This is a genomic window from Streptomyces sp. NPDC021562 (assembly GCF_040640875.1).
Lineage (GTDB): Bacteria > Actinomycetota > Actinomycetes > Streptomycetales > Streptomycetaceae > Streptomyces.
The window spans coordinates 111134-124301 of the sequence record NZ_JBFACN010000011.1; the positions used below are offsets into that span (position 1 = coordinate 111134).

Here is a 13168-nt window from a genome sequence, read left to right on the forward strand (position 1 = left end):
CTCAGACCTCCGCCGAGGCCCCCGGGTCCAGCCGCCGGTGGTCCGCGCCGCCGAGGGCGCCGATCTGGCTGTCGTAGATCGGCCGGGCGAGATCGGTGAGCAGCGCGTCGTGGATGTCGTAGGCGCGCTGCGGCTTCACCTCGCGGACGTAGTCGATGACCTCGGAGATCTTGCTCCAGGGGGCCATCACCGGGAGCATCAGCGTCTCCACGGGGCGGTCGGGGACGGTGAGGGCGTCGCCGGGGTGGAAAAGCCTGCCGTCGTCGATCAGGTAGCCGACGTTCGTGATGCGCGGGATGTCCGGGTGGATCACCGCGTGCAGTTCGCCGTGCACCTGGACGTCGAAGCCGGCCGCGGTGAACGCGTCGCCGTGGCCGACGGTGTGCACCCGGCCCGGGAAGGCGGCCGCGAGCCGGTCGGCGACGGACTTCAGGGTCCACACCTCGGTGGCGGGGTCGGCCTCCAGCGCCGCCCGCAGCCGGCCCTCGTCGAAGTGGTCGGGGTGTTCGTGCGTGACCAGGATCGCGTCCGCGCCGACGGCCGCGTCCGGTTCGCTGAACCCGCCGGGGTCGAGGACGAGCGTGCGCCCGTCCTTCTCCAGCCGCACGCACGAATGCGACTTCTTGGTGAGCTTCATGGTGTCCATCCTGCCCCCAGGACGCCTCTCAGTCCTCAGGAGCCTTTGGTAGCCCCCAGGAGAAACCCTCACTCCTTGGCAGCTGTCAGGACTCCTCAGGAGTGGTCTCCTCGCGGATGACCTGCTGGGCGACCCGGAAGGCGCTGCTCGCCGCCGGCACCCCGCAGTACACCGCCGCCTGGAGGAGCACTTCCTTGATCTCGTCCGGGGTCAGGCCGTTGCGCAGGGCAGCCCGGACATGGAAGCCCAGCTCCTCCAGGTGGCCGCCCGCGACCAGCGCGGTGAGCGTGACACAGCTGCGCGCACGCCGGTCGAGTCCGGGCCGGTCCCAGATCTCGCCCCAGGCGTAGCGGGTGACGAGGTCCTGGAAGTCCCCGGAGAAGTCGTCGGCCTGCGCCAGCGTCCGGTCCACGTGCGCGTCCCCGAGCACCTCCCGGCGGACCTTCAGCCCCGCGTCGTACGGGTCGGGCCGGCCGTACGGCTGCGGTGCCGCGGCGGCCGGGGCGATCTCGGCGATCGGCTTGACCTGCGGTGCCACCTGGGGCGCGGGCTGGAGCACGACCTGGGGTCCGGTGGCGAGCGCCGGTTGGGCGGGGGCGACCGGGACGGCCATCTGGCCGGTGGTGGAGTCGAAGGCGGGCTGCCAGGCGGTGGAGAAGTGCCGGACGAGGAGGTCGGTGACGGCGGCGGGCTGCTCGACCGGGACCAGGTGGGAGGCGCCGGGTACCACCGCGAGCCGGGCGTCCGGAATCCCGGCGACCAGGGTACGGGCCTCGGCGGGGCCGGTGACCTGGTCGTCCGAGCCGACCAGGACGAGTGTCGGCACGCCGATCCGGCCGAGCTCCGCCCGTACGTCGAAGCCGGCCAGCGCCTCGCAGGCGGCGATGTAGCAGCCGGGGTCGGTGGTGCGCACCATCTGCACGGCCCACTCGGTGATGGCGGGCTGCGCGGCGGCGAAACCGCCGGTGAACCAGCGGTCGGGCGAGGTCCGGGCGATCGGGTCGAGGCCGTTGGTCCGCACGATCACCCCGCGCTGGCGGAACTCGTCCGCCGTCCCGAACCGGGGCGAGGCGGCGACCAGCGCGAGCGAGGCGATCCGCTCCGGGTGCCGCAGGGCCAGCTCCATGCCGACGGCACCGCCGAGCGCACAGCCCGCGTAGCCGAAGCGCTGGATGCCGAAGGAGTCGAGGGTGAGCAGCAGCCGGGCGGTCAGCTCGGCGACGGAACCGGCCGGGTGCGCGGGCGCGCCGCCGTGCCCGGGCAGGTCGTACCGGAAGACCCGCCACTGCTGGGTCAGCTCCGGGATCTGCCGGTCCCACATGTGCCATGTGGTACCCAGTGAGGGACCCAGGATCAGGACCGGAGCGTCTTCTGGCCCGTCAAAGCGGTATTGCAGGGTGTTCGGGGGTGTCTCACTCACGCCCCAGACCCTCTCACGTCTCACGGACGCCCCTATAACGCGGGGGCGAGGGAAACCGGTCTGACCAGGTTGAATACCTCACGGGCGGTATACCGCTTGAGGCATCGGATGATCTCGCGTCGGGTCTTGCCCTCCTGGGTGCGGCGTTCGTAGTACGCCTGAGTGCGCGGGTCGTGGCGCAGGCGGGTGAACACGATGCGGTGCAGGGCGGCGTTCGCCTGGCGGTCGCCGCCGTGGTTGAGCCGACGCGTGCGCCGTCGGCCGGAGGAGTACTCGACGGGGCTGACTCCGCAAAGGGCAGCAAAGGACGCTTCGGTGTTCAGCCGCTCGGGATTGTCCCCCATGGTGATCAGGAGAGTGACGGCGCTGTCCGGACCGATACCCACCGGTACGAGCAGCTGTGGGGCGTGACGTTCGACGAGCCGGGTCAGGCCCTCAGGGTCATGTGGGTGGCCTGGGCCACCGCGTTCTCGCCGTCCTCGCCGTCGCCTGGCCCGAGGCGCGCGCAGGTGCGGAACAGCTCGGCGTTGCCGAGGCTGGACAGTCGTTCCCGCAGGGCGGGATCGGCGATGACCAGGACGGCTTTGAGCTGGTTGATCGCCTGGGTACGGGCCTTGACCGCGGAGTCCTTGGCCAGCTTGAAGATCCGGGCGCTGTGCACCGGACCATCGCCGGACTTGGCCCGGGCCCGGGCACGACCGCTGAGCACGGCCCGCGCTGCGGCCTGAGCGTCGAGCGGGTCCGACTTCCCGAGCAGTCGGCGAGCCGACCGGTCGGGTCGGTTCACTTCGAAGACTTGAATCTGCTGGGCCAGCAGGTAGCGGGACAGGCCCGCGCCGAAGGTGCCGGTGCCCTCCACGCGGTCATGTCCCGCGGGGTGGTGTAGTCACGGCAGCTCTTTCGGTTCCGGTTGTGGGGTGATCTGCGGTTCTGGTTCGGTCGGCTTGGTGGCGAAGAGTTCGGCCATGGAGGCTTCCGACAGGTAGCGGCGGTCGAAGACCTGCCACTCGTCGTGGAGTTCGGCCAGGACCGCGGCGGCGAGCCGGTCCAGGGCGGCGGGGTTGGGGAAGACCTGGACGACATCGGCCCGGCGTTTGATCTCCCGGTTCAGCCGCTCCAGCGGGTTGGTCGACCAGATCTTCTTCCAGTGCGCCGGCGGGAAGTCGGCGAACGCGGTGATGTCGGTCGCGGCACCAGCATCGACTTGACCTGCGGGAACTGCCGTCCGAGCATGTCGGCGACCACGTTCAGCTGGCTGCGCACCTGCCCGCCGGTGGTCTGCGCGAAGATGGTGCGGATGGTGGCGGCGACCATCTCCCCAGAACCCCTCTCGATCACCGAAAAGACGTCCCGGACGAAGTGAACCCGGCACCTTTGCCAGGCCGCGCCGAGGAAGACGGTGCGGATCGCTGCCACCAGACCACTGTGGCTGTCGGAGATGACCAGCTGCACGTTGTCCAGGCCGCGTGCCCGCAGCGAGCGCAGGAACCTCGTCCAGAACGGCTTCGATTCACTGTCGCCGACCATCAGCCCGAGGATCTCGCGGTGCCCGGTGGCGGAGATGCCCGTGGCGATGACCACGGCCTGCGAGGCGATCCGGTGGTTGACCCGGGCCTTGCAGTAGGTGGCGTCAAGGAAGACGTAGGGGAAGACGGAGTGGTCCAGCGGCCGTTCCTTGAACGCGGTCAGTTCTTCGTCCAGCTCACCGCAGATGCGGGAGACCTCGGACTTGGAGATCCCGCTGTCCGCGCCGAGTGCTTTGACCAGGTCATCGACCGAGCGGGTCGAGACCCCGTGCACGTATGCCTCCATCACCACCGCGAACAGCGCCCGGTCGATCCGCCGCCGGCGTTCCAGCAACGACGGGAAGAACGACCCGCTGCGCACCTTCGGGATCTTCAGGTCCAGGTCACCGGCCTGCGTGGTCAGCAGCCTCTCCCGGTGGCCGTTGCGCCAGGTCGTGCGGGTCTCGGCGTGCTCGCGCGGCGCGGCACCGATCACGTCGGTGGCCTCGGCCTCGATCAACTCCTGCAGGATGCGCTCGCACACCACGCTGATTGCTTCAACTCCGTCGGCCCGACGTAGTGACTCAAGCAGCCGCATCAGCTCAGACTGGGATAAGGCCATCGCGTGCTCCTCCGGTTGAACTGCCCGTTCACCAGGGAGACTTGCGCGATGGCCTGCCCTTGTTCAGGGAGCGTGCACCGCCAGCGGATGCACGCCCCGAGCAGACACCCGCGCGTTCCGTGCCCCTGCCCGGCTACACCACTTAACGGGACGCCATCCAACGATGGTCGGTTCGGTCGGGCAGGGCCGGTTCACGTCGTTCCACGTCCTGGGCCAGCATCTGAGGTTGAAAGGGTGGGGGTGACAGCGGGCGTTGGCGGTGCTAGATCCTCGTCATGAGGTATGCGGATGGCGGCGGCCTGACCGCTGCGGGGCGGGCGAAGCGTGAGGCAGTGCGCTTCGAGGCCGCGGAGATGTTCGAGCGAGGCGTGCGGCCGCCGGAGGTGGCCCGCAGGTTACGGGTGTCGCGGAAGTCGGCGTACGCCTGGCACGCCGCCTGGCGCGAGGGCGGTAGCGGGGCTCTGGCCTCCAAGGGGCCCGGCGGCTTCCCGTGTCAGCTCAGCGATGCCCAGGCGGAACGACTGCAGGCCGAGCTGGAGGCGGGGCCTGCGGCGCACGGCTGGACAGAGGACCAGCGGTGGACCCTGGCGAGGGTCGCGGAGCTGATCCATCGCCTGTTCGGCTACCGGTACACCCCGCGTGGGGTGTCGTAGCTGCTGCACCGACTGGGCTGGTCGCCGCAGGTCCCCGCGCACAGGGCCGTCGAGCGCGATGAGCGGGCAGTAGCCAGGTGGCGGACGGAGCAGTGGTCACGGGTAAGAGGATGGCCCAGCTCCTGGGCGCGTGGATCCTCTTCGAGGACGAGGCCGGGCAGGACCTGAAGCCCGGCAAGGGCCGCACGTGGTCAAGGCAGGGCAGGACGCCGCTGGTCAAAGTGGTGGGAAAGGGTTCGGGCCGGGTCCTGATGGCCGGGATGATCTGCGTCAGGCCGGGCCACGAGACCCGCCTGGTCTACCGGACCCAGACGTACCGGGGCCGTACCGGCGAGAAGAAGGGCTTTCGGGCCCGCGAGTTCGCGGACCTGCTGGCCGCTGCCCGTCGGCAGCTCGGCGATGTCCCGCTGATCGTGGTTTGGGACAACGCCAGCACCCACCACGCCAAGCCCTTGCGGGAGTTCTGCGAGCGCAACAGCGACTGGCTGACCATCGTCAAGCTCCCGCCCTACGCGCCAGACCTCAACCCCGTCGAAGGCGTCTGGGCCCACATGAAGAAGTCCCTGGCCAACCTCGCACCCCGCTCATGAAGAACCGCTTACGCGGCATTCAACGCCGACCCGAAGTACTCGACGGCTTCATCGCCGGGACCGGACTGGCACTGGAACCTCCGTAACGCTGTCACCCCGCCCTTTCAACCTCAGCGTCAACTACTGCCGTCAAACCCCAGAGGCCCCGTCGGAAAGTCATTCCGACGGGGCCTCCTTTCCCCACCAAGGGCTATTCCTGCCGCACTTTTGCAAGTTTATGAAAGGCGATCTGGCCGTCGACAACCTCATGGAGTGAATCAACATTCCCAACCTTTGCCGATAGCCCCTCAAGCCATTCATCTCCCGAGGTCCAATTAATCGGAAGTCGCGACTTAGGCCACTTCCTCAGAAGCTCCTGTGCGAGCTGAATGCTCTCCTTGGCAATATCAACTGAGCCACTTGCCGCAGGGATGAGGACGCTGTCCTCAACTTCATTCACCGCAGGCGGGCCACCTTGGGCTTGCCGAGAGACCGCAAAGGCGCGCAACTCGCGGACGACGTCCTCAACCGTCGGCGGCAAATCCAAACTCAACCGCGCCTGCTCGGTCAGTCGCCTAGCAGCGTCAGAGTAGTCTTCCACGTGGCGAGAGAAAGTAACGGCCTCCTGCACCCCTGAGCTCGTGACGAGACGCTGGCCAAGAGTCAGGGAGATGACTGGAAACTCTCGGGTGAGAGCATGGATGTGCACGGTCGGGAAGTACGCATCGCCCGAGGTAGATCGGTCGAGCGTGACCCCTTGAAGCACAGGGCCAATACGCCTAAGCAGTCTCAAAGGCCGCCAGACATCGAAACCCGGGTACAGAGCCGCCCAGTCCTTAGTAACCCGTTTGACGGTCGCTGCATCCACCTTGCTCACGGGTTTACCTCCACTGTCAGATTCACGCCCGGGACGTTTAGGACATTCTTGTCCGCTTGCCACTTTCCGATCCCTTGACCGGGGTTCTTGACAAACTTGTAGTCATACACGATACCAGCGGTCGGATCGAACACATCTGGTCGGGCACTCCCCGCCGTGCCTCTCGGAACGGACACCCCTCCCAAGTAGCTTTGTTCGGTAATAAGACCACGATTTCCATAGATGCCCTGGTAGCGAGTGAGGAGAGTGTCGGCATAAGCATGCTTAGCAGTACCCGAGACTGCCCCACTGCCGCCCAGTCGGGCTTGAGCGCGAGTGGCAATCGCTTGCACGAGGTCCGCATTAGAGGGGTTCGTCGAGCCGTTGCAGGAGCAGGCAGCTCCATTCGGAGCAGTTCCACCATTGCAGTTATGGACCAAGATCGGCGTGCCGCCCGCCAGCACATAGTACGTGTGGAGTTGCTGGACCGTGAGGTTCCAGCGGCTTGCCGTGCCGGGTGTGGGGTGGGTGGCGACGACGTAGGCATGACCGTTGCTAGCGGTGCTGAGGGCGTTTCCGCGGTGGAGTAGGCCGGCGGCGACCCAGGTGTGGGTTGTGTCGTCCCAGAAGGGGTGGTTGGCGGTGGTGTGGAGGGTGGCGGTGTGGCCGTTCTTGGAGCGGATGGTCAGGTCGAGCAGGTCGTGGTCATGGTTGATCCACACGTGCTGGACGGTGCGGGCGCCCTGGTGCTTTCCGGTCTTGGGGTCTGCGGCTTCTACCTTGTCGCCGGCTTTGATGTCGCCGATGGGTTTGGTTTTGCCGTGGGCCAGGAGAACCGGAGTGGCGGGGGCGAAGCTGCAAGCCTCGGGTTTGGGTGCGGTCCTGGCTTCCACAGCTTCGGCTTCGGCCTCTTCGCCGGCACCCCGCGTGGCGAGGAGCGCGGCCGCGTCGAACAGGAGCTTTCCGGTGCCTTCGGCGGTTCTTCCGTGCGTGAAGTCGCCGTAGATCTCAGATCCACGACTCACTATCGCGTTGGAGGCGGCGAAGCTGGGGTCCATCTGGGACAGAATCTGCGTGCAGTTGTCGCCGCTGGTGAAACACTGCTTGTCCGCTTCGTACTGGCGGTAAGGGGATGCCACCATGTCGACGACCGTCTTCTTGGTCTGGTCGACCACGGTGTGGACCACGGTGCTGACCCAGCCCCACCCGCCTCCACCTCCGTCTCCGTCTCCGGATGAGCTTTGGGTTTTATCGGGCGATTTGACAGGTTTGACGTGGTGGTAGTGGCCTTGGTAGTCGACGTAGTCGCCCCGGCATGCGTCGTCAGCGCAGAACTTCAAGCCGGTGGGGTCGGCGCCTGTGATGGGATTGTCGGCTGCGTATGTGTAGCCGCCGAGCTCTTGGGGGCTGGATGCGTCGAAGACAGGGTCGGCGCTGATGAAGCTGCCGAGGGTGGGGTCGTACTTGCGGGCACCTACATCGGTGTAGCCGGTGTTCTTGTCCTGCGGCTTGCCGAGGTAGGAGTGGGTGGGGTCGGGCCACGTCACGGTGTTGGCGCTGCCGCGTGGCTGCCCGTAGGGGGTGTACTGCTGGCGGGAGACCTGCTGGGTGCTGGCGTCCATCGCCAAGGTCGACGTGCCGTGGGGATCGTTGAAGAGGTATTTGAGTCCGCCACCGGGGAGGCTGGAGTTCATGGCAACGGGGGCGCCCGTGCCACCGTGGCTGTACATGCGCACAGCGCCCAGCAGGGTGTTGGGGGTGACACTGGTGTCGACGACGATCTCGGTGTCGCCGGCGAAGAGCGTGGTCTGGCCGGAGTCGCGGCGGATGAGCTGGTTACCGTCGGCGTCGTAGAGGTACTTGGTGCTGGTGGGGCTGGCGCCGGTGGTGTCCACCTCGGCCAGGTGGCCCTCGTCGTCCCAGGTCAGGGTCTGGCCCGGGCCGGTGGTGGGGGTGCGCGTATGGAGGTTGCCGACTTCGTCGTAGCTGAACGTCGTTGGATTGGTACCGCCGGTGGTGGCGGTCAGAGTGTGGGGCTGGATGCCGGTTGAATTGCAGTTGGCGGTGCAGCCATCGGCGTAGGTGGTGGTGACGGTGCTGCCGGTGGTGCCGATGGCGTGGTCGATGCTCTGATGGCGGTTGCCGATGGCGTCGTAGTTGAACGTCTGCCAGTAGGAGCCGGGTGTCGTGGTGAGGGTGCTGCTGGTCGGCGGGTTGACGTTGCAGTTGTTGGCCGTCCAGGCGTCGGTGAGCCGGTCCAGGGCGTCGTAGCCGTAGCACTGCTGGTCGGTGACGGTGTTGCCAGTCTCCGACTGCTGGTCGATGGTGGAGGTGGGGTTGCCGGAGGCGTCATAGGTGTACTTGGTGTCGTCGACCGTCGGACCGGGCGCCTGCGTCCGGTTGACCACACGTTCCGTCAGCCGGAGGGTCTGGTCGTCGTAGTCGTAGGTGATCGTGGCCGGGTTGGTCGAGGCCCCCATGATGACCCGGGACGGCTGACCGTAGTCGGTGTACACGGTCCCGTTGACATAGAGGAATGCGCTGCTCTTGGTGTTGTTCGGATTGCCCAGTGCGTCGCGGTCGTAGCTGATGGTCTCGTTGCTCAGTCCCTGGGTCCGGGGATCGCTCTGCGAGGCGAGCAGCTGGTCGCGGGTCGTGTAGGAATAGGTCGTGGTGTAGGTCGCAGGCAGTGGGGCTTCGGACGTCGGCAGGGTGATCTTGGTACCGGTCGGCTTGCCGAGGCTGGTGTAGCCGGTGGTGGCGACCGTGTAGCCGCCTGTGGTGCCCTGGACGTAGCGGGTGGAGGAGGTCGGCAGGCCGATGCGCAGGGTGTCGTAGGTCCAGGACGCGAACTGGAAGTTGGACTTGGCTTTGTCGGTGGCGGTGAGCTTGCGGCCGAGGAGGTCGTAGGTGTAGTCGAGTTCGACCTGCTTGGCGTCGGTGGTGGAGATCAGGTTGCCGGCGTCGTCGTACCCGTAGTGGCTCCCGCCCGTGTCCGGGTCGTTCTGGAATTTCTTGCGTCCCAGCAGGTCGTAGTCGAACGTCCAGACCGTTTTGTCGGGGCCGGTGACCTGGTGTTGTTGACCGGCGGCCGTGTACTGGTAGGTGGTGGCGGAAGGGCTGCCGCCGGTGGTGGTGAATCCGGCGGCCGCGGACCCGGACACGGTGGGTGGGGCGGTGTACTGGTCCAGTTCGGTGGTCTGGCCGCGCGCGTCGACGACCGTGGTGGAGGGCACGCCCCCCTTGGGCGGCAGGACGGTGGTCTTGTCCCCGGTGTAGGCAGTGGTGGTGTTCCAGGTCTTGACTCCCAAGGCTTCCTCGGTGACCAGGTCGGCCCGGCCTTCTCCGTCGTAGTCGGTAACGGTGGTGTCGGGCGCGGAGGTTTGGGGGACCGGGTACGGCACGCTGCGAGGACTGCCGGACACGGCGAAGGCGTTATTGGTGAGGACCGTCCAGCCGTGGGAGTCGTACTGGGTGTCCGTGACGATGGTGCTGGAGTTCTCCCCGGCCTTCTGGACCTGTAGCGGCCGCAGCATCGCGTCGTACAGCGTCTCGCTGGTCTGGTAACTGCCTTTGTCCAGAAGTGCGTTGGAGGCGACGACCGTCGGGTTCGACTGGGAGATGCTGTAGGTGTAGGTGGTGTTCGCCGGTGCGCCGTTGGCTCTGATCTCGTTGGGCAGCCACACCCCGGTCAGGCGGCCGAGCGCATCGTAGGTGAGCGAGGTGAGCTTGCCGGCCACGTCGGTTTTGGCGGTGGGCAGTTCCCGGGCCGGGTCCAGGGTGGTGCTGGCGACCTGGCAGTCCAAGGAGGATGCGGTGACCGTCGAGCAGTCCACCCCGGGGGTGACCTGGGTGATGGTCGTGCTGCTGGTGGGCAGCGCACCGGTGGCGGGGGTGTAAGAGGTGAAGACGCTCTGGGCGAGGCTCTTGCCGTTCGGCGACGTGGAGTTGGGGGTGCGGATGACCTTCGTCGTACGGCCGTAGGAGTCGTAGGTGGTGGCGGTCTTGTCGACGAAGGCGGTCGCGGTGGCGCCGCTCGCGTCGGACGCTCCCTGGACGAGAGTGGCGTCACCTGTCGTGGGAAGGGCGGGGTTCTTCTGCCCGTCGCCGTCGTAGGTGAAGCCGTTGCCGTCGTAGGAGGTGCGGGTGTCTGAGATCAGGGTGCCGCTGGGGATGGCGCCCGCGGTCGAGCAGTCCTGGGCCGTGGTGAGGGTCTCGGCGGCCAGCACCAGGGTGTCGGCGCTGCCTGTGAGGTAGCGGTTGTAGGTGCATTTGGCGACGTTGTCGCTTGCAGTGGTCTCGCCTCGGTCGTCGACCTGCACGGCCATGCCCGCGGTCGACTTGCCCAGGACCGTGTTGTAGAACGTGTCGGTCTCGGTCTTGCGCCACCCATAGGACACGGCCTGCCGGGTCAGCGTCTTGCTGGGGCGCACCATCTGCGCCGTGAGGTCCGGCAGACCGCCGCGGCTCCGGCTGGCTGTGGGGCCGATGATGGTGGGCACGGTGACCTCGGCCTTGTCCAGGCTGCCTGTGGCGCTGGTGTAGGTGTCGGTCTCGAAGGTCTGCCCCGCCAGGGCGTCGTCGTCGGCGACCGAGGTGGCTCCGTCCTGGCTGGCCAGCGGCGGAACCGAGCGGGTCTTGCCCCCGGGCAGCGTGTCCCCGTTCATGCCCAGGAAGTAGTACGTCTTCGTCAGCGTCTTCTGGTCGTGGACCGCGACTTTGTCGGTGTAGTGGAGGACGGTGGTGTCACCGGTGGTGACGTCCACTTCGGGGTAGCCCCGGAACTGGCCCCAGGTGCGGTTCTTGGCCTTGACGGTCTCGTTGTCGTCGTAGTGCCAACCGGGGTTGCCCTTGTAGGCGTAGTCCGTCTCCAGCTTGGGCTGGGTGCCGTCCTGATACGAGTTGTGCGGATCCACGGTGAGGACCGAGGAGACCTTGTACTTGTAGAACCAGTCCATCCACGGCGCTGGCTGCCCGTCCGGGGTCCAGTACACCGGGAAGCACGACAACGTGTTGGTGGAGGCGAAGGTCTTGGCGGCAGCGTCCGTCGGATCGTTGGGATCGCTCGCCGGTGCCTTGGAGCAGTTGGGGCGGTCATAGGCGACCGTCGTCTGCGCGCCGGCCTCGGTGGTGACCACCTGGATCCGGTCGTGGTACATCAGCGGCATCTGCGGGATCGTCCCGACCCGGTTGGGCAGCTGCAGCGGCGGGTCGAAGCTCACCGCCGGGGTCGAGGAACTGCTCGTGGCGCCGCCCAGGGTGTCCAGACCGGTGCGCTTGATGGAGTCGAGCCACAGGGTGGGGGCGTGGTCGCCGCCGTCGGGGAAGGACTGGGTGAAGGTGTACTGGTCGACCTGCTGGGTCGCACCGCCCGTCTGGATCTGGGTGGTGATCGAGGTCAGGCGCTTACGGGACCAGAAGCTGGGGCCGTGGTTGGTGCAGTTCGTCGAGCCCGAGGTGCAGTTCAGGTCCACCGGTACGTCCGGCCAGTAGGCCGCATTGGCCGTGGTGAACTGGCTGTCCGCGCAGGTGTTCCCGGACGGTGTGCCCGCGATGCAGCGTTCGGCGGAGGCGTCGAAGACGATCTGCTCCGGTGCGGTGGCCGAGTAGATCGTCGAGGCGGTCATGCCGTAGTCGATTCGGGACAGGGTGCCGCCGCGGGTGTAGGCGACGGCGGTGTTCTTCATGTCCGCGCCGTAGTAGCCCGTTTCCGGGGAGTAGTACCAGGCGGTGGCGTTGCTGTGGGTATCGACCACGTAGTCGAGGTTGAAGCGGTAGCCGAGTGTGCAGGAGGTGGCGGCGAAGTCGGTACTGTCCGGGCAGTCGGAGACGCCACTGTGCGCGTGGTAGACCGGTTCGGTCCACACGGACTTCGTCTCGTCCTTGCCGCTGGTCCAGCCCGGCAGGCGGTTGCGGCCGAAGAAGTACTGCACGCCTCCTTCGGTGACCTTGAAGTACTCGCCGTTCTTTGTGCCGTTCGTGGCACCGGTCAGGTCCTCAATCTTGATTGTGGAGCTGTCGTCGACGGGGTGGAAGGTTTTCGTCGAGTCGTCGTAGACGACCTCGGTGGACTTGCCGTTCAGCGAGAGCGTGAGGATCTGCCCCGCCCAGCACTGGTCACCGTCGTTGTCCGGAGCCCCGGACGACGGGTCGTCCTGGCAGGACTTGTACGTGCGCTCGACGTAGTTCTCGGCCGAGCTCCAGCCGTCACCCAGCCACGAGGACTGGTTGTTGGTCCCCTCGGTGCGCGCATCCTGGCTGGAAGAGTTGTAGGAGAGGTCGACGTTCGGGACCGTGCCGCCGATCGCCGGCGGCACCGAGATCGGGTAGCTGTAGGTGAACGCACCGGTGTTGCCGGAGACCGACCAGGAGCCTCCCGGTGACAGGCTGGTAGCCGAGTAGTCACCCGAGGAACCCGACGTGCCCGCGGCGGCCGCCATGACGACCGTCGTACCGGCGGACGCCGTCGCCGAACGGGCCGAACCTACGACACTCGCCACGGCCGCCCTTGGACCAGGAACGGTGATCTGGGCGGACAACGGCGTTCCGGGGGAGGTGTGCACCGCGCTCTGGGTCTGGCACTTCGGCAGTTTCGGTGTGGTCAGGGCGCAGGTGGGGAGCTGGACCAGGTGCAAGCGCGAGGCGAAGTCACCGCCGAAGGCGTAACGGAACGAGGAATCATCGACCTGCAGGGCGACCTTTCCGCCCCCCGGGCTGGTGCGCCGCAGAGTGAAGAGCACACCGTGCACGCCTGCCGCTCGCGCGGACTTCTGGTCCAGCACGGTCACCCGCACCTGTTGCGATCCGGTAAGGGCGGCCGTTTTGGACCCCGCTCCTGCCACCTCACCCAACAGGACAGGCGTGCCCTTGGCCCGCACCTCGGTCGCCTTGGCGGTAAGCCTCGCG

Annotated in this window: 7 protein-coding genes and 2 pseudogenes; 2 read left to right on the plus strand and 7 right to left on the minus strand. The window is 67.2% G+C overall.

What is annotated here, in order from left to right; genetic code table 11:
- Position 1: 1 nt before the first annotated feature.
- From AB0G52_RS18840 to AB0G52_RS18860, 5 genes and pseudogenes are all read right to left on the minus strand, one after another.
- Complete coding sequence (locus AB0G52_RS18840) at positions 2-637, minus strand: MBL fold metallo-hydrolase (protein WP_132893129.1); 636 nt, start codon at positions 635-637, stop codon at positions 2-4.
- A gap of 85 nt (positions 638-722) precedes the next feature.
- Positions 723-2057 (minus strand): 4-carboxymuconolactone decarboxylase, encoded by a 1335-nt coding sequence (gene pcaC / locus AB0G52_RS18845; protein ID WP_132893127.1) that lies wholly within the window; start codon positions 2055-2057, stop codon positions 723-725.
- A 32-nt stretch (positions 2058-2089) separates the two neighbouring features.
- A complete protein-coding gene (locus AB0G52_RS18850) occupies positions 2090-2401 on the minus strand; it encodes an IS110 family transposase (RefSeq protein WP_361337344.1) in 312 nt (103 codons plus the stop codon).
- An 83-nt stretch (positions 2402-2484) separates the two neighbouring features.
- Positions 2485-2916 (minus strand): transposase, encoded by a 432-nt coding sequence (locus tag AB0G52_RS18855; RefSeq protein ID WP_361337346.1) that lies wholly within the window; start codon positions 2914-2916, stop codon positions 2485-2487.
- Positions 2917-2943: 27 nt separating this feature from the next.
- Positions 2944-4184: pseudogene (locus AB0G52_RS18860) on the minus strand (IS256 family transposase).
- A gap of 275 nt (positions 4185-4459) precedes the next feature.
- Here AB0G52_RS18860 and AB0G52_RS18865 point away from each other — a divergent pair.
- Together AB0G52_RS18865 and AB0G52_RS18870 are read left to right on the plus strand one after the other, a co-directional pair.
- Positions 4460-5005, plus strand: a pseudogene (locus tag AB0G52_RS18865) (winged helix-turn-helix domain-containing protein).
- Positions 4948-5427, plus strand: coding sequence for a transposase (locus AB0G52_RS18870; RefSeq protein WP_361337348.1), 480 nt, complete (start codon positions 4948-4950; stop codon positions 5425-5427). Before AB0G52_RS18865 ends, AB0G52_RS18870 begins: the two are co-directional and overlap by 58 nt.
- A 190-nt stretch (positions 5428-5617) precedes the next feature.
- Here AB0G52_RS18870 and AB0G52_RS18875 read toward each other — a convergent pair whose 3' ends face one another.
- Both AB0G52_RS18875 and AB0G52_RS18880 read right to left on the minus strand, forming a co-directional pair.
- Positions 5618-6283 (minus strand): hypothetical protein, encoded by a 666-nt coding sequence (locus AB0G52_RS18875; protein WP_132891378.1) that lies wholly within the window; start codon positions 6281-6283, stop codon positions 5618-5620.
- Entirely contained in the window at positions 6280-13044 is a 6765-nt protein-coding gene (locus AB0G52_RS18880; RefSeq protein ID WP_361337350.1) for a polymorphic toxin-type HINT domain-containing protein, read from the minus strand. Before AB0G52_RS18880 ends, AB0G52_RS18875 begins: the two co-directional genes overlap by 4 nt.
- Positions 13045-13168 lie beyond the last annotated feature (124 nt).